The 16,246-nt window shown below is 65.7% G+C and carries 18 protein-coding genes; 8 read left to right on the top strand and 10 right to left on the bottom strand.

The genetic code is table 11. The features are described from left to right. Position 1: 1 nt before the first annotated feature. Positions 2–280, top strand: a complete 279-nt coding sequence (locus tag M1248_RS00340) for a cytochrome C oxidase subunit IV family protein (RefSeq protein ID WP_317147215.1) — start codon at positions 2–4, stop codon at positions 278–280. On the opposite strand, the gene M1248_RS00335 is transcribed toward M1248_RS00340, so the two are convergent. Next, positions 248–1,567, bottom strand: coding sequence for a glycosyltransferase (locus tag M1248_RS00335; protein WP_317147214.1), 1,320 nt, complete (start codon positions 1,565–1,567; stop codon positions 248–250). The two genes, M1248_RS00340 and M1248_RS00335, sit on opposite strands and share 33 nt — an antisense overlap. A 51-nt stretch (positions 1,568–1,618) precedes the next feature. Here M1248_RS00335 and M1248_RS00330 point away from each other — a divergent pair, with 51 nt between their 5' ends. Genes M1248_RS00330 through M1248_RS00320 form a run of 3 tightly spaced genes read left to right on the top strand, consistent with a single transcriptional unit; the run spans position 1,619 to position 3,373 of the window. Next, positions 1,619–2,305: a TetR/AcrR family transcriptional regulator gene (locus M1248_RS00330; protein WP_317147213.1), complete on the top strand. Its 687-nt coding sequence runs from the start codon at positions 1,619–1,621 to the stop codon at positions 2,303–2,305. A 22-nt stretch (positions 2,306–2,327) separates the two neighbouring features. Further along, positions 2,328–2,912 (top strand): TetR/AcrR family transcriptional regulator, encoded by a 585-nt coding sequence (locus M1248_RS00325; protein WP_163729993.1) that lies wholly within the window; start codon positions 2,328–2,330, stop codon positions 2,910–2,912. Continuing rightward, positions 2,909–3,373 (top strand): nuclear transport factor 2 family protein, encoded by a 465-nt coding sequence (locus M1248_RS00320; protein ID WP_317147212.1) that lies wholly within the window; start codon positions 2,909–2,911, stop codon positions 3,371–3,373. Before M1248_RS00325 ends, M1248_RS00320 begins: the two co-directional genes overlap by 4 nt. Here M1248_RS00320 and meaB read toward each other — a convergent pair. Beyond that, positions 3,370–4,245 carry a methylmalonyl Co-A mutase-associated GTPase MeaB gene (gene meaB / locus M1248_RS00315; protein ID WP_317147211.1) on the bottom strand — a complete coding sequence of 292 codons (876 nt, stop codon included), beginning with the start codon at positions 4,243–4,245 and terminating at the stop codon, positions 3,370–3,372. The genes M1248_RS00320 and meaB overlap by 4 nt on opposite strands. 84 nt (positions 4,246–4,329) lie before the next feature. Here meaB and M1248_RS00310 point away from each other — a divergent pair, with 84 nt between their 5' ends. Next, entirely contained in the window at positions 4,330–5,073 is a 744-nt protein-coding gene (locus M1248_RS00310) for an SDR family NAD(P)-dependent oxidoreductase (RefSeq protein WP_317147210.1), read from the top strand. A 103-nt stretch (positions 5,074–5,176) separates the two neighbouring features. Here M1248_RS00310 and M1248_RS00305 read toward each other — a convergent pair whose 3' ends face one another. Genes M1248_RS00305 through M1248_RS00290 form a run of 4 tightly spaced genes read right to left on the bottom strand, consistent with a single transcriptional unit; the run spans position 5,177 to position 9,215 of the window. Next, positions 5,177–5,944, bottom strand: coding sequence for an enoyl-CoA hydratase/isomerase family protein (locus M1248_RS00305; RefSeq protein ID WP_163729997.1), 768 nt, complete (start codon positions 5,942–5,944; stop codon positions 5,177–5,179). Between the two features lies 1 nt (position 5,945). Continuing rightward, entirely contained in the window at positions 5,946–7,034 is a 1,089-nt protein-coding gene (locus tag M1248_RS00300) for an acyl-CoA dehydrogenase family protein (RefSeq protein WP_163729998.1), read from the bottom strand. Then, positions 7,021–7,833, bottom strand: coding sequence for an acyl-CoA dehydrogenase family protein (locus tag M1248_RS00295; protein ID WP_163729999.1), 813 nt, complete (start codon positions 7,831–7,833; stop codon positions 7,021–7,023). The genes M1248_RS00300 and M1248_RS00295 overlap by 14 nt, the downstream gene beginning before the upstream one ends. Next, positions 7,818–9,215: a class I adenylate-forming enzyme family protein gene (locus M1248_RS00290; RefSeq protein ID WP_317147209.1), complete on the bottom strand. Its 1,398-nt coding sequence runs from the start codon at positions 9,213–9,215 to the stop codon at positions 7,818–7,820. The genes M1248_RS00295 and M1248_RS00290 overlap by 16 nt, the downstream gene beginning before the upstream one ends. Positions 9,216–9,330: 115 nt before the next feature. On the opposite strand from M1248_RS00290, the gene M1248_RS00285 reads away from it, so the two are divergent. After that, a complete protein-coding gene (locus tag M1248_RS00285; RefSeq protein ID WP_163730001.1) occupies positions 9,331–9,639 on the top strand; it encodes a 2Fe-2S iron-sulfur cluster-binding protein in 309 nt (102 codons plus the stop codon). Here the strand turns inward: M1248_RS00285 and M1248_RS00280 are convergent. The 4 genes from M1248_RS00280 to M1248_RS00265 all read right to left on the bottom strand — a co-directional run bounded on the left by M1248_RS00280 (position 9,627) and on the right by M1248_RS00265 (position 13,714). Beyond that, positions 9,627–10,688, bottom strand: coding sequence for a CaiB/BaiF CoA transferase family protein (locus M1248_RS00280; RefSeq protein ID WP_163730002.1), 1,062 nt, complete (start codon positions 10,686–10,688; stop codon positions 9,627–9,629). The two genes, M1248_RS00285 and M1248_RS00280, sit on opposite strands and share 13 nt — an antisense overlap. Next, positions 10,685–11,641, bottom strand: a complete 957-nt coding sequence (locus M1248_RS00275; RefSeq protein ID WP_163730003.1) for an LLM class F420-dependent oxidoreductase — start codon at positions 11,639–11,641, stop codon at positions 10,685–10,687. The genes M1248_RS00280 and M1248_RS00275 overlap by 4 nt, the downstream gene beginning before the upstream one ends. Positions 11,642–11,669: 28 nt before the next feature. Continuing rightward, the gene (locus M1248_RS00270) at positions 11,670–12,059 is read right to left on the bottom strand and encodes a cobalamin B12-binding domain-containing protein (protein ID WP_163737454.1); all 390 of its coding nucleotides are present in this window, start codon (positions 12,057–12,059) and stop codon (positions 11,670–11,672) included. Positions 12,060–12,124: 65 nt separating this feature from the next. Beyond that, positions 12,125–13,714, bottom strand: coding sequence for a methylmalonyl-CoA mutase family protein (locus M1248_RS00265; RefSeq protein ID WP_163730004.1), 1,590 nt, complete (start codon positions 13,712–13,714; stop codon positions 12,125–12,127). 202 nt (positions 13,715–13,916) lie between these two features. Between M1248_RS00265 and M1248_RS00260 the strand changes: the two genes are divergently transcribed. Continuing rightward, on the top strand, positions 13,917–14,750 hold the full coding sequence (locus M1248_RS00260) for an SDR family oxidoreductase (protein WP_163730005.1): 834 nt from the start codon (positions 13,917–13,919) through the stop codon (positions 14,748–14,750). Next, on the top strand, positions 14,747–16,237 hold the full coding sequence (locus tag M1248_RS00255) for a class I adenylate-forming enzyme family protein (RefSeq protein WP_163730006.1): 1,491 nt from the start codon (positions 14,747–14,749) through the stop codon (positions 16,235–16,237). Before M1248_RS00260 ends, M1248_RS00255 begins: the two co-directional genes overlap by 4 nt. Positions 16,238–16,246 lie beyond the last annotated feature (9 nt).

Here is a 16,246-nt window from a genome sequence, read left to right as displayed (position 1 = left end):
AATGGCGTCCTATATCCGCAACCCCCTGACCCTGGTGTGGGCACTGCTCACCATCGTGACCGTGGTGTCGTGGCTGACCGCTCGTGGCGGGGGCTCAGCCCATGTCGTCAATGTGACGGTCACGCTCGTCGTGTTGCTCATCGCCGCCGTGAAGACGCAATTGGTCATCTGGCACTTCATGGAGGTTCGGTTTGCGCCGCGGTGGCTCAAATTGACGACCGGAGGATGGCTCATCGGCCTCGTCGCACTACTGTTGGGCTTCTACTTCGCAGGAATCTGATTGCGGTGCAGCGGGACTGCCAACAAGCCGATCGACGATGTCCGCCAGGCCCGTGAAGCCGGGGGCTGCGGCCATGTCCGCCGCCACGCGACTGCTGGCCTGGCGATAGCGCGGGCCGTTCAGGACGTCCAGGATGGCGCGCCGCATCGCCTTGTACGTCGGGTGTTCAGCTCTGATCCGCCGCCCGACCCCCGACCATGCGATGCGGGCACCGACCTCGGGCTTGTCCTCTTTACCGCCGGTGGCGACGATCGGCACCCCGTAACGCAGCGCGTATTGGACTCCGCCGTACCCGCCGTTCGTCACGAAAATCGAAGTACGCGGGAGCAATTCGTCGTAGGGAAGAAAGCTGGCCGCGCGGGCGTTGGCGGGTAGCGGCGGCAACGTCTCAACGGGACGCCCGCCCGTCGCGACGACAACCAGCACATCCTGGTCGGCGAGCGCACGCAGCGTCGGCGTAATCGCTTGGTCGTAATCGGTGTTGGCGACCGTGCCCTGGGTGACGTGGACGACGGGGCGCGTGTCGTCGAGATCGGACCACCATTCGGGCAGTGGAGCCTGGGACCCGTTGGCGGACAACGGTCCCACGAAGTGGAGGTTGTCCGGCGCATCGGACATTGGATATTCGAACGATGGAACCGTGAATTGCACAAGCGCATCGGCGTGACGGCCCCAGTCCATCAGCGTGGTTGGCCACGGGCAGCCATGCACCTCGATGTGCTGGTCGTTGATCACGTTGAGCGGTCGCCGCAGGATCCGGCGATTCACTCTGGCCAACAGCCTATTCCGCTGCCGATTGAGGAATTGTGCAGGCGGCAGACCCATGCCGTACGGCGCGGTGTCAAGGCTCTCGAGGGGAAGGGGAATGATGCCGCACATGACGACCGCCGGCCGTACCGGCCGGCGGTCCCGCAGAAGGAACGCCGCACCAAGGGAAACCGGGTCGGCGATCACGACGTCGGCGGGTTGCGCCGCGAGAACCGCCGTAATCGTGGCGTACTGATACTTGACGGGCTTGGCGAAGACGTGCTCGATATCGTGCGCAGCCGCACTGGGGCCCTTCAACCTCGCGCGTTCGGGAAACCGCTCACTCAGCGGCGTCTCGTCGAAGTCGGCGTCGGGATGGACCTGCACGAAGGTCGCGCCCGTGGCGGCGACCTTGTCGGCGAACAGTGCACCGGTGACAAATCGGACGTCGTCGCCACGATTGACGAAGTTCTCGGCGACCGTCAACAGCGGCGCCACATGACCGTGTGCGGGGAAGCTGACGATGACGATCGATGACATTGTTCCCCCGCCCAATCGGCGAATGACTATGGTTGTGTAGTATTCATTACTGTGGCACCCAAGTCAATATCGGGTCAGCCTTCGCGGGCGTACCGATCGCAACTGCGGCAGCAGCAGGCGGAGGCGACGCGGTCGCGGGTGGTCGCCGCGGCCGCTGAACGGTTCGCCGCCGACGGGTACGCGCGCACGACACTCGCGAAGATCGCCGCGGCAGCCGGGGTGTCCGCCGAAACCGTTCAGGGACAGGGCCCGAAGGCCGCGCTGCTGATCGCCGCGGTCGAATACTCCGCGGTCGGCGTGGCCGGTGAAGAGAGCGTCTTGAACCTCGACATCGGCCGCAGACTTCTGGAGATCGACGACCTTGACGAGGCATTGGACTACCTTGCCGAGGCCGCGGTGGTCATCCACCAGCGGACCGCGCCGTTGGCGCCTGCACTCTTCGGCGGCGCCAACGCAGACCCCGAACTCGAGCAGTATCTCAACGCCCTGATCGCGAGCATCAACAGCCAATTTCGCCGGGTACTCGGCGCGCTCGGCGACCGAAAGTGGATCCGTGTCGATGTGCCCTTCGACGAACTGGTCGAAACTGCGGCGGTGGTCTGCAGCGTCGAGACCTACCTGCGGATCGTCCACCGCGACGGGTGGACCGTCGACGCCTACCGCGCTTGGTGTCGCCGCATGCTCGCTGAGACGGTTTTCGTCTCGTCGCGGTCGACGTCAAAACGACCAGCCAAGTAGCCGATCGGCTACCCTCGTCGATGTGACGTCCACAAAGGATGGCCTCAAGTTCAGCGAGATCACCCGCACTGCCGCCCAGACCCGCGTGCTTGATGCGGCGTTGAAGCTGATCGCCGAGCACGGCGTCAGTGGGACCTCGTTACAGATGATCGCCGACGAGATGGGTGTGACGAAGGCGGCCGTGTACCGCCAGTTCAAGACGAAGGACGAGATCGTCATCGCCATCACGGAGCGAGAGATGAGCAAGCTCGAGGACGTGCTGGAAGCCGCCGAGGCCGAGGGGCATCCGCTGCGGGCACGCGCGGTGCTGCTCGACCGGATGGTCGAGCAGGCGATCGACCGCCGTGACGCCTTCCGTGTCCCGATGTTCGATCCGGTCATCATCCGCCTGCAGGCCGAGTACGAACCATTTCAACGGTTCATCGAGCGCCTCTACGCCGCGCTGCTCGGCACGGAAGCCGGTGTCGAGGCGCGTCTGCACGCGGCGATGCTCTCCAGCGCGATCAGCGTCGCGGTCATGCACCCGTTGCTTGCCGACGTCGACGGTGAGACGCTGCGCACACAGCTGAAGCAGATGACCAGCCGCATGCTCGGCCTCCCCGAATGACGTTGCACCGCATGGGCGATGAGCAGGAGATCCGCAGCCTCGTCCACCGGTATGCCGATGCCGCATCCCGACGGGACCCGGCAGGCGTGGCAAGCACACTCACGACCGAGGGCACCTGGTACGCGCCGGAGTTGGGCCGCTTCACCGGCCGCGACGCGATGCTGTCGTTCTTCACGTCGATGCTCGACGGCTGGAACGTCTTCCTGCAGGCGCTGATGTCCGGGGTGGTCGTAATCGACGAGTCGAATCCCAATCGCGCCGTTGGCCGTTGGTTCGTTCAGGAGACCGGTCAGCGCGCCGCGGGCACCAACCTGATCATCTCGGGCGTCTACCACGACGAGTACGTCCGCGACGGCAGCGCGTGGCTGATCCTTCACCGCCGGTACGACGCGCTGCTGCGAAACACCGACGGGGAGGTGACGACGCAGCCGTTTCCGGCGGACGCGCCTGCGATCGGCTAAGGCTCTACGGGGGTGACGAACAGTTGGTCGGTGGCGCTGTATGGATCTGACCCACCGTCGGCGACCTGCGACGCGAGGCGATCCAGATCGGGGTGACTTCGCAGACGCGTCTGCGCCAGGGACAGGATCTGCGCACGCGCACGCGCCATGCGGCGTTCCGGGCTGTCGGTGCGATGGTGGACCTCGATGACCTCCACCAATTCGGGGATGCCCTGTCCTTCTGCGGCAACGAGTTTCAGGATCGGCGCCTTTGTCTCGGCCTTCAGGTCGCGCACGGTCTGATCGGCACCTTCGCGATCCGCCTTGTTGACGACGACGATGTCCGCAACCTCCAGCAGACCGGCTTTCGCCGCCTGAACCGCGTCGCCCGCACCGGGATTGAGGACCACGATCGTCGGGTCGGCGATCGCGGCGATCTCGATTTCGGACTGTCCGACACCGACGGTCTCTAACACAACAAGGTCGTAGGACAATGCGGCGAGCAACCTGATGGCCGCCGGAACCGCCGCGGCCAGCCCGCCGAGGTGGCCGCGTGTTGCCACCGATCGGATGAGGACGTCGTAGTCGTTGATATGCGCGGCCATTCGAATGCGGTCACCCAGCAGCGCTCCCCCGGTGTAGGGCGATGACGGATCGACCGCAAGCACCGCAACCCGCATGTCACGTTCGCGGTACGCGGAGACCAACGCGCCGACCGTCGTCGACTTGCCCGCGCCCGGGGGGCCGGTCACCCCGACTACACGCGGGGCCTGCACCGCGCCGAGTGAATCGAGCACCTCGGCGCGCCGAGGACTTTCGACCAGGCTCAGCAGACGGCCGGCCGCCCGGGTCGACCCGCCGCGCGCCGCTTCGATGAGCTCGTCGATGGACATCGCGTCCACCTTATCCCGGCTGCGACAGATACGAGAATGATATTCTCTGACTGAGAGAGTGTCAGTTGCAAGAAGGGCGGCCGTATGCAGCTCACCGGCAAGGTCGCCTTCGTCGCAGGTGCCAGCCGTGGCATCGGCGCGACTGTTGCCGCGGCGCTGGCCCGGGAGGGGGCCGCGGTCGCGGTCGCAGCGCGTTCCGAGGAACAGGGCAAGGTGCCGGGCACGATTCATGACGTCGCCGAGCGCATCACGACAGCAGGTGGTCGCGCCTTGCCTGTGCAATGCGACGTCACCAGCGAAGAGTCGGTCGAGAATGCGGTGTCCTCAACGGTTTCTGAGTTCGGCGGTATCGACATCCTGGTCGCCAACGCCGGTGTGCTGTGGCTCGGCCCGATCGAGTCAACGCCGCTCAAGCGGTGGCAGTTGTGCCTCAACGTCAACCTCACCGGGGTGTTCCTGGTGACCAAGGCCGTCGTTCCGCATGTGAGAGCGCGCGGCGGCGGCTCACTGATGGCGATCACCACGACCGGCGCCGGCATGATCGACCACGGCGCCAACGCCTATTGGGTTTCGAAAGCCGCGGTGGAGCGGCTGTATCTGGGTCTGGCCTCAGATCTCAAGCCGGACAACATCGCTGTGAATTGTCTGAGCCCGTCGCGGGTCGTGCTCACCGAAGGGTGGCAGGCCGGCGGCGGTGGTGTGGAGATACCGCCGGAGATGGTCGAACCGCCCGAGGCGATGGCCGACGCCGCGGTGCTGCTGGCTCAGCAGGACGCCGGCGGTATCACGGGCACGATCCAGCGCTCCGAAGAACTGATCACTTCGTAGCGCGAGAGCCCACGCTTGCTAGCCGCGAGCGACCGCAAAATGCCGTCGAATAACGGCGTGTTGCGTACAAACACGGTCGCTCGCGGCTGTTGGGGATGATCAGCTACTTGTCCTTGGCGATCAGCCCGTCCACGATCTTGTTGAAGTCGGCGGTCCCGAACGAGACGTACTCGGACAGGTTCGCGTAGTCCAGCGACGCCATCACCGCCTTCTCGAGCTGTATGTTCATCAACCGCTTGGTGCTCTCGAGCGCCTGCTGCGGCAATTCCATGACCTTCTTCGCGCACGCGATCGCCTCGGCCAGCGGGTCTTCGACGACGTGGTTGACCATCCCCAGCTCGAGCGCGCGTGCGGCCTTGATCCGCATCCCGGTGAAGGCAAACTCCTTGGCCTGCAACAGACTTATCTGCGACGGCCACACCAGCGGACCGCCGTCCGCGGCGACCAGTCCGATCGACACATGCGGATCGGCGAAGAACGCGGTCTCTGCCATGTAGACGATGTCCGAGAGGGCCGCCAGGCTGCAGCCCAGCCCGACCGCCGGACCGTTGACAGCGGCGATGACCGGGATGCGACACCGAATCATGCCGATGACGAGATCGCGCCCGTGCTTGATCGTCTTCTGGCGCAGGGCTTCGTCGTTGCGCAACTCGTCCAGATAGTTGAAGTCCCCGCCCGCCGAGAAGGCGCGGCCCGCACCGGTGATCACCGCCGCGCGCGCACCGACATCTTCGTTGAGTTCTTCCCAGATCTTGGCCAGACCCACATGCAGCGGGTCATTGACGGCGTTGAGATCGTCGGGCCGGTTCAGGGTGATGATGCGGAGACCGCCGTCGGTCTTGACATCGATTTCATCTGGCATTCCATACATTTCAGACCCCTAACCCGAGGATGCGCGAAGCGATGATGTTCTTCTGAATCTGTGAGGTTCCGCCCATCACGCTCTGCGCGCGGCTGTACATGTACGCGCCGAACAGTTCGGGATCGCTCGTACCGACGGTGGCCAGCGCCGCATGGCCGACGGACTGCTCGACCCACGTCATCAACAGCTTGTCCAACGACCCCTGCGGCCCGTGGGTGATGCCGTCCAGTTGCTCGGACAACCGCCGACGCACGTGCAGCCTCAGCATCTCCGTCTGCACCCACGCCCACGACAACTCTTCCGGCGTACTACTTTCGGTCCGGGAGGCCAACTGGCGCACCAGCTTCCCGTAGCGGGCGGAGAAGCCCAGGGTCGACGGTTCGCGTTCGTGGCTGACGACGGTCATCGCGAGCTTCCAGCCTTCACCGAGGCTGCCCACCAAGTTCTCGGCGGGCACCCGGGCGCCGTCGAAGGACACCTGACCGAATTCCTTGGTGACGCCGCTGATCATCTTCAATGGCCGCTGCTCCACGCCGGGCTGATGCATCGAGACGACGAACGCGGAGAGTCCACGGTGCTTCGGCACATCCTTGTCGGTGCGCGCCAGTAGCAGACACCAGTCGGCGACATCGGAGTAGCTCGTCCAGATCTTGTGACCGTGGATAACGTACTCGTCACCGTCGCGGGTGGCCGTGGTGGTCAGCGACGCAAGGTCCGAACCGGCGCCCGGTTCCGAGAAGCCCTGGCACCACCTTTCGGTGCCGTTGATCATGCCGGGCAGGAAGCGCTGCTGCAGTTCCTTGCTCCCGTGATGCCCGAACGCGACGACCAGATACCCGAGGCTGGGGCGCGCCGGGGCTCCTGCCTTCGCGATCTCCTCGTCGACGATGACGTCGTACACCGGGGGCAGGTCCTGACCCCCGTACTCTTTCGGCCAGGACGTGCCGAAGAAGCCCTGCTCGTACAGCGCCTGGTGCCAGGCACCCTGCGCGGCCCAGTACTCGTCACCGGATGTCGGGAACTTGCCCTTCTGCTCGGTCAGCCAGCCGCGCAACCGTTCCCGGAACGCCGCCTCCTCTGTCGAATCACGGAAATCCAATGGTCAGCTCCTCCAGCTTGACGGGCCACGTTTCGGTGGCGGCCAACACGCGCCGTAGATAGATGTGGGCGAGGCACTCCCAGGTGTTGCCAATGCCACCATGCACCTGGATCGAGGTCTCGCAGACGGTCAACGCCGCACGCGCGCAGTAGATCTTGGCCACCCGCGCCGCTTCGATGGCTTCGACCGCCGGCAACTCGTCGACCGCCCATGCGGCGTGGCGTAGCACGCTGATCGACCCTTCGATGAGAGCCAGGCTTTCGGCCAGCAGGTGGCCGACGGCCTGGTAAGAGCCGATCGTCGCGCCATACTGCTCGCGGACCTTCGCGTATTCGCACGCCAGCGCGTGCGCGCCACGCGCTGCGCCCACGAGGTCGGCGCAGGTGACGGTGAGCGCCAGTGCGCGCCACCGCCCGGCGTCCTCTTCCGACAGCTCGCCGAGCTCGGCGGGTGATTCGACCACTCCGGCAAGGCTTCTCGTCAGATCGACGGATTCCTGTTCGTCGGACCTCGTCGGCACCTGCACACCATGCGCCTTCAGGTCGTCGGCGAGCACCGGTCCCAGGAAGGGGACGTCAACGAGTCCGCGTGCGAACTCCTCGGCGACGATGGCCACCTCGACACCGGATGCGCCGTCCGAGCGCAGGGTACGAAATCCGGTGGCGTCCACCGCCTTCTCCAGGCGCGCGATCCGTGCCCGGTCGTCGAGATCTGCGACCGAGCCCGGCCCCAGATCATCGGCAAGCTTGGCTGCGGCGTCCCGCAGCTGTTGCTGTTCACTAGTCAGACGGACGTCCACAGACGCTCCTTCAACACTCGACGCAACACCTTTCCTGATGGCAACCGGGGAATCTCGTCCACGAAGACGACCTGACTGGGCCGCTTGTACGACGCGAGTCGCTCGGCGACCAGCGCGACCAGCTCATCGGCGTCGACAGAACCCGCCGTCTTGACCGCGGCGACGATCGCCTCTCCATTGGCCGGGTCGGGGACCCCAAACACGGCGCAATCCTCCACCGCAGCATGGCCATGCAGTACCGCCTCGATCTCGGCGGGCGCGACCTGAAAGCCACGAACCTTGATCATTTCCTTGGACCGATCGGTGATTCGCAGCCAACCTTCGGCATCGAGATGGCCGACATCGCCGGTCCGGTACCAGCCGTCCGAAAACGCCCCGGCGGTAGCCGAATCCGGCAGGTACCCGGCCATCGCGGAGCCCGATCGCACCTGGATTTCACCGAGTTCACCCGGCGCCACCGCCTGACCGGAATCCAGTGCCACCACTCGCAGGTCCACACCCGGCACCGCTCGGCCCACGGTATCCAGACGCGCGCCGGTGATGTCGTTGCACGAGATGACCGGCAGTTCGCTCGCGCCGTAGGCGGTCACCCAGCTCACGCCGGTACGGCGGCTGACCGCCTCGGCGATGCTTTCGGTGACCGGTGTGGCGCACCACATCACGTACCGTAGTGACGACAAGTCGTACTTCTCGAGATCGGGATGCGCGGCCAGCGCCAGAGCGATTGGCGCCACGGCCATTTCGATGGTGATCCGATCGGACTCGATGTGCCGCAACATGCTGTCGATATCGAACCGCCGGTGCAGCCGAATCCAGGTGCCCGTCTCGAGCGCCATCACGATGTTGAGGAGCCCCAGGATGTGCGACGGCGGCGTCATGATCTGCATGCGATCCGCCGACGACAAGCCCAGCGCATCGCGCCAGTGCTGCACCGCGACCGCAAACGAAGCACGAGTATGGCGCACCGCCTTGGGCATCCCGGTGGTGCCTGAGCTGAAAACGAACAGCGCATCGCTCTCCGGTGCGGGCGTACCGAAGCGTCGCGACGCGGGCGTGATCGCCTCGTCCAACGACAGCATCGGCATGCACTCGGCAAGCACCGGGTGGTCTCCCACGGCGTGCGCGGGATTGGTCAACGTGAGCGCGTGTTCGACCTCGGTGCGCTTCCAGGCCGGGCTGAGTAGAACGGCCGCAGCGCCCAGCAGCCAGACGGCCCGGAGTGCGACGACGAACTCGGGTCGGTTGGACGACATGACCGCGACCCGGTCACCCGCCCGTACTCCGCGATGCTCGAGAGTCGTGGCCATACCGCAGGCCAGGGCATCGAGTTCGGGCAGCGTGTATTCACGCTCCTCGAAAGCGAGCGCGATCGCCTCACCCACAGCCTGTCCTCACTCGCCGCTACGGCACGATGTGAATCAAGAATCGAGAATAGCGTATCACTAAAAGAGAATGGTATTCTCTAATTCTCAGAACCGATGTGCCAGGAGAGGCTTGATGACGGCAGAACCGGTCCCGGGCTCACCCGACGACGGGCAAGTGACGATCGTGCTCGACCGAAAAACGGCGTCGGTTCGACGGGTCGCCAATGAGACTCTCCTTGAGAGCGCGCGGCGCGCCGGGCTCTCTCCGCCATTCTCCTGCGAAGCAGGCAACTGCGGCACCTGCATGGGCAAATTGGTCGAGGGTAAGGCCACGATGCGTGTCAACGACGCGCTCGAGGAAGATGAAGTCGAAGACGGATACATACTTACCTGCCAAGCCATTCCGGACACGGATTCGGTCTGTTTCACCTACGACGACTGAGCCGTCGGCGCCTCGGCGTGCTCGTCGAGGCGCGGGGGTGGCCGGTATTCGGGGTGGTACCCGTCGATGTGGATCGGGCTGCGCACCAACTTGAAATCCCCTGCGGTGACCACGACTTCGGGGGTCGCCTCCAGCGCCTCGGGCAGCGTGCGCACCGCGGCGGCCGGTATGCCCAGCGGACGCAGCCTGGCCTCCCACCCAAGAGCGCTGTCGGTTGCGAGCTGGGCGGCGACGACGGCGAGCACCTCCTGGCGGTGCGCCGCCCGCTCGGCCATCGTGGTGAAGCCCTCGATTCCCGCCTCGGTGGCGAACGACTTCCAGAAAGCGTCATGCGTGATGAACAGCGCCAGGTATCCGTCGGCAGTTTCGAATAGCTGCGCTGGAACGTAATACGAGTGCGCCCCATACGGATAGCGTTGTGGCTCGGCGCCGTCGTTGAGGTACGCCGAGGCGCGATAGTTCAACTGGGACAGCATCACGTCGCGCAGCGAGACGTCCACCTGTCCACCGCGCCCCGAGACGATCTGCGCAAGCAGGCCGAGGGCCGCGGCGAGCCCAGTGGAGTTGTCGACCGACGAGTAACCCGGCAGGGTCGGCGGATCGTCGGGATGGCCCGTCATCGCGGCCACGCCTGTCGCCGCCTGGATAACATAGTCGAAGGCTGGGTCGTCGCCGCCGTTCAGCCCGAACCCCGTCAACGCGACACAGACGATTCGGTCGTTGAACGGTCGCAGCGCGTCGTAGGTGAGGCCCAGCCGCTTGATCGCCGACGGCTTCATATTGACCAGCAGCGCATGCGAATTCGCGACGAGGTCACCCAGACGGGCGCGTCCTTCGTCTGACTGCAGATCCAGGCACACACTCTGCTTGTTGCGGTTGAGGCTTGCAAAATAGCTGTCACTGACCTGGCGGGAGATCTCCCCGCCGGGCGGCTCGATCTTGATCACCTCGGCGCCGAGATCAGCCAGCAGCATCGTCGCGTACGGGCCGGCGAGCATGACGCCGACCTCCAGGATGCGGATGCCCGCCAGCGGTGGGCCTCCTGTCATCGCACGGCCTTGGCGAGTTCCGCGATCACCTCACGCGTCCGGTACTTCGAGGCGATCAGCTCATCGCGGTTCTCACCGATGGGCAGCAGGCGAACCGACAGATCGGTCACCCCGGCATCCGCGAACATTTTGAATCGACGCAGAATCTGTTCACTGTCACCGGCGGCGGTCAGGTCGCCCACGTCGCGTGCGTCGCCACGATCCAGAAGCCGCTGATAGTTCGGCGAGGTCTCCGCCTCGGCCAGAATCCGATTCGCGCGGTCCTTGGCGGCGTCGATCTCCGAGTTGGCGCACAAGCACACCGGAATCCCGGCGACGATTCGCGGTGCGGGCCTTCCTGCCTCCGCGGCGGCCTTGTTGATCTTCGGCGCGATGTGCTCGCCGATGGCCTTCTCGTCGGCCATCCACAACACCGTGCCATCCGCGTGCTCCCCCGCGATCTGCAGCATCACCGGTCCAAGCGCGGACACCAGCACCGGCATCGGCGGCTCGGCGGCGAGCACGGTCGGGTTGTGCACGGTGAAGTTGTCGTTCTCGACGTCCACGTCGCCGGGACCCGCGATCGCGGCGTTGAGCACCTCGAGATAATCGCGGGTATACGCGGCCGGCTTCTCATAGGGGATGCCGAGCATGTCGCGCACGATCCAGTGGTGCGACGGCCCGACGCCGAGCGCCAGCCGTCCACCGGTGCCCGCGTGTACCGAAAGCGCCTGGCGCGCCAGGGCGATCGGATGTTGTGCCTGCAACGGTACGACGGCGGTGCCCAGTTCGATGCGGGACGTGCGCGAGCCCATCAGGGCGACCATGGTCAGACAGTCGAAGTCGTTGGGCACCTGGGGCATCCACGCGGTGTCCATGCCTGCGGACTCCGCCCACTCGATGTCCTCGAGGAGCTTTTTGACCTTGCGGGCCATGTCCCCGCGCTCAGCCCCGATCATCACGCCGAGTCTCATTGCCCACCCCGCTTCGCCCGCCCGAGCCTCATAGCCGTCCCGCCTTCTCCGTCAGCGCCCGGACGTCGCGCACCAGCGTGTCCAGCGATGTGCCGGTGGGGAACACCGCGGCGGCGCCGGCGTCGAGCAGTTTTTGCACGTCGGATTCGGGGATCGTGCCCCCCACCACCACGGCGATGTCCCCGGCGTCGGCTGCACGGAGTGCGTCAACGGTGCGAGTAGTCAGTGCTACGTGCGCACCGGAGAGGATCGAAAGGCCCACCAGGGCAACGTCTTCCTGAAGTGCGATGGACACGATGTCCTCGATGCGCTGACGGATCCCGGTGTAGATGACCTCGAAGCCGGCATCGCGCAGTGTGCGCGCCACGATCTTGGCGCCGCGGTCGTGGCCGTCCAGGCCGGGTTTGGCGACCAGCACGCGCGCCGGATTGCCCTGTGCGGGAGCGGATGCCGGGTGGGCTTGGGTGGGAGAGGAATCAGACACTAGAACACCACCGGCTGCTGGAACTCGCCCCACACCGATTTCAGCGTCGACACCATCTCCCCCACTGTGCAATAGACTCCTGCGCAGTCGATCAGCCTGTGCATCAGGTTGTCGTCGCCCTCCGCGCCGCGCGCCAAGGCGGCCAACGCTTCCTTCACGGCGACGTCGTCCCGGTCGGCCTTGACCTTCGCCAGCCGCTTGAGCTGCTTGTCGCGGCCCTCAGCATCGAGTTCGTAGGTGGCGATCTCCGGCGGCGGCTCGTCGACGACGAACTTGTTGACCCCGACCACCGGCCGCTCCCCGGACTCGACCTCCTGGTGAATCTTGTAGGCCTCGTCGGCGATCAGACCCTGTAGGTAGCCGTCCTCGATGGCGCGCACCATGCCGCCGTGCGCTTCGAGATCGTGCATGATCTCGATGATCTTCTCCTCGGTGGCATCGGTCAGCGCCTCCACGAAATAGGACCCGCCCAGGGGGTCGGCCACCTTCGCGACGCCGGTCTCGTACGCCAGGATCTGCTGGGTCCGCAACGCCAGCGTCGCGGATTCCTCGCTCGGCAACGCGAACGGCTCGTCCCAGGCAGCGGTGAACATCGACTGCACCCCGCCGAGCACCGCGGCCATCGCCTCATAGGCCACCCGGACGAGGTTGTTCTGGGCCTGCGGCGCATACAGGGACGCACCGCCGGCCACGCAGCCGAACCGGAACATCGACGCCTTGTCGCTGCTGGCGCCGTAGCGCTCCCGCACGATCGTGGCCCAGCGGCGGCGGCCGGCCCGGTACTTCGCGATCTCCTCGAAGAAATCGCCGTGGGTGTAGAAGAAGAAGGAGATCTGCGGGGCGAATTTGTCGATGGTCATCCGGCCGCGCTCGACGACGGTGTCGCAATAGGTAACGCCGTCGGCGAGGGTGAACGCCATCTCCTGCACAGCGTTGGCGCCGGCGTCGCGGAAGTGAGCCCCTGCGACCGAGATCGCATTGAAGCGCGGGACCTCGGCGGCACAGAACTCGATCGTGTCGGCGATCAACCGCAGCGACGGTTCCGGCGGCCAGATCCAGGTGCCGCGCGACGCGTATTCCTTGAGGATGTCATTCTGAATGGTGCCGGTGAGCTTCTCGCGCGGCACCCCTTTCTTTTCCGCGGCCGCCACGTAGAAGGCCAGCAGGATCGCCGCGGTGCCGTTGATCGTGAAGCTGGTGCTGATCTTGTCCAGCGGGATGCCGTCGAACAGGATCTCGGCATCGGCCAGGGTGTCCACGGCGACACCGACGCGGCCCACCTCCTCGCCGTACTCCTCGTCGTCGGAGTCGTAGCCGCACTGCGTGGGCAGGTCCAACGCCACCGACAGTCCGGTGCCACCCTGATCCAGCAGGTAGCGATAGCGGCGGTTGGATTCTTCGGCCGTGCCGAAGCCCGAATACTGCCGGAACGTCCACAGCTTGCCGCGGTACCCGCTGGCGAAGTTGCCGCGCGTGAACGGATAGGTGCCAGGCGCGGGGGGCTCACCACTCACGTCGGCCGGTCCGTAGATGGGCTCGAGCGGGATGCCGGAGGGGGTCTGTACAGGCAGGTCAGATGGCGGAGTCATCACTCGATAACGTACTTGCAAAAAATGAGAATGCCAATACCGCACACTGGAAACGTGCAGTGAGAGGGACCCACGAGTCCCCCTTCAATGCGACCGAAGGCCCAGTAAACAGCGATTATGGCACTTGCCTAGAATGAGAACGTCACTACCGTTCCATTAGAATCCAGGTAGAATCCTGGGACTGCGCATCCAGAGGAGGCCCATGACGAGCCCGTCACCGTTCACCGACCGCACGCTCGTGGTGTCAGGCGGTTCCCGCGGCATCGGGTTGGCGATCGCGCTGGGCGCAGCGAAGCTGGGCGCCAACTGCGTCCTTCTCGCGAAGACGTCCGAACCCCATCCCAGGCTGCCAGGCACCGTCCACACCGCCGTGGCCGACGTCGAGGCCGCGGGCGGAAAGGGCATTGCGGTCGTCGGTGACGTCCGTAAGGAAGAGGACGTGCAGCGCGCTGTGGATGCGGCGGTCGAACACTTCGGCGGTGTCGACATCGTCATCAACAACGCCAGCGCCATCGCGACCGAACCGACCGAAGACCTGGCCGCCAAGAAGTTCGACCTGATGATGGACATCAACGTCCGGGGCACCTTCCTGCTCACCAAGGCCGCGCTGCCCCACCTGCGCAAGTCTCCGAACGCGCACGTCATCACCTTGGCTCCGCCACTGAACATGAACCCGCACTGGCTGGGCGCGCACCCGTCGTACACGCTGTCGAAGTACGGCATGACGCTGTTGTCGCTGGGCTGGGCGGCGGAGTACGCCGACACGGGCATCGGCTTCAGCTGCCTGTGGCCCGAGACGTACATCGCCACCGCCGCGGTCGCCAACTCGCCCGGCTTCCAGGAGATGCTGGCCAGGTCGCGTGACCCGCGGATCATGGCCGACGCGGCAGTCGCGATCCTCTCCCGCCCGGCTGCCGATGTCACCGGACAGTGCTTCATCGATGTCGACGCGCTGGCATCGGCCGGCCTGACCGACTTGTCCGGCTATGGCGGTGGGGACGACCCCATCCTTGATATCTTCGTCGACAAATCATGAGCATCTCGTTGCTGCTGGAGATGGCAGCCTCAACCAACCCGGACCGCACCGCGCTGGTGTCGGGTGAGATGCGGCTTACGACAGCTGAACTGAGCGAGCTCGCCGACGGTGGGGCGGGCGTCATCGCGGCGGCCGGCACATCGCACGTCGCCTACGTCGGCCTTGGCGGTGCCATGCTCCCGCTGCTGCTGTTCTCCTCTGCGCGGGCGGGGGCGACGTTCACACCGCTGAACTATCGCCTGAGCGCCGACGGCCTGCGCGAGCTGATCGACCGTCTGCCGCAGCCGCTGGTCGTCGCCGACGCGGAGTACCTCGATGTCGTCGCAGGCGCCGGTAAGCAGGTCATCGGATCCGAGGAATTCATCGCCGCCGCCCGCACTGCGGAGCCGGCCGCCGAGTTTCCCGACCCGGAAGACGTCGGCGTCGTGCTGTTCACCTCGGGCACCACGTCGCGGCCCAAAGCGGTTGAACTCACGCACAACAATTTGACCAGCTACATCACCGGAACGGTTGAGTTCGACGGGGCCGCACCCGATGATGCGGCGTTGATCTGTGTACCGCCGTACCACATCGCGGGGGTCAGCGCGGCGCTCTCGAACCTCTATGCCGGCCGAAAGATGGTGTACCTGCCGCAGTTCGACCCGTCCGAGTGGGTGCGCCTCGTGCGGGACGAGGGGGTCACGTCTGCGACCGTTGTGCCGACGATGCTCGACCGCATCATCTCGGCCCTCGAAGCGGAGCCGGTCGCGCTGCCCAGCCTGCGCAACCTCGCTTACGGCGGCTCGAAGGTCGCACTTCCGTTGGTGCGCAAAGCACTTGGGTTGTTACCCGATGTCGGTTTCGTCAACGCTTACGGACTCACCGAGACCAGTTCGACGATCGCGGTGCTCACTCCCGACGATCACCGAGACGCCATGGCTTCGACCGATGTGACGGTCACCCGTCGACTCGGCTCGGTCGGTCAGCCGGTCCCCGGCATCGAGGTACAGATCCGCGACGAAGCCGGCCAGGTCGTCGGGCCCGGCGAAACCGGTGAGCTGTTCGTCCGGGGCGACCAGGTGTCGGGCCGTTACGCCGAGATCGGTTCCGTGCTCGACGCCGACGGCTGGTTCCCCACCAAGGACGTCGCCATGCTCGACGACGCCGGCTACCTCTTCATCGGCGGACGGTCGGACGACACGATCATCCGCGGCGGAGAGAACATCGCGCCGGCCGAGATCGAAGACGTCCTTGTGGAACACCCCTTGGTGCATGACTGCGCGGTGGTGGGGCCCGAGGATCCGCAGTGGGGGCAGATCATCGTCGCGGTGGTGGTCCCGGCGGCAGGCGCGAACCCCGACCCCGACGAGTTGCGCGAGCACGTTCGATCGCAACTGCGCGGATCGCGTACACCCGACCGCGTTGTCTTCCGCGACGAACTGCCGACCAATGCGACCGGCAAGGTGTTGCGCCGCGAACTGGTCCAAGAACTGACAGCCTCGAATTAGCAAGGAGCC

This window comes from Mycobacterium sp. 29Ha, from assembly GCF_032883055.1.
GTDB lineage: Bacteria > Actinomycetota > Actinomycetes > Mycobacteriales > Mycobacteriaceae > Mycobacterium > Mycobacterium gallinarum.
This window is presented reverse-complemented; position numbering and strand designations above follow the sequence as displayed.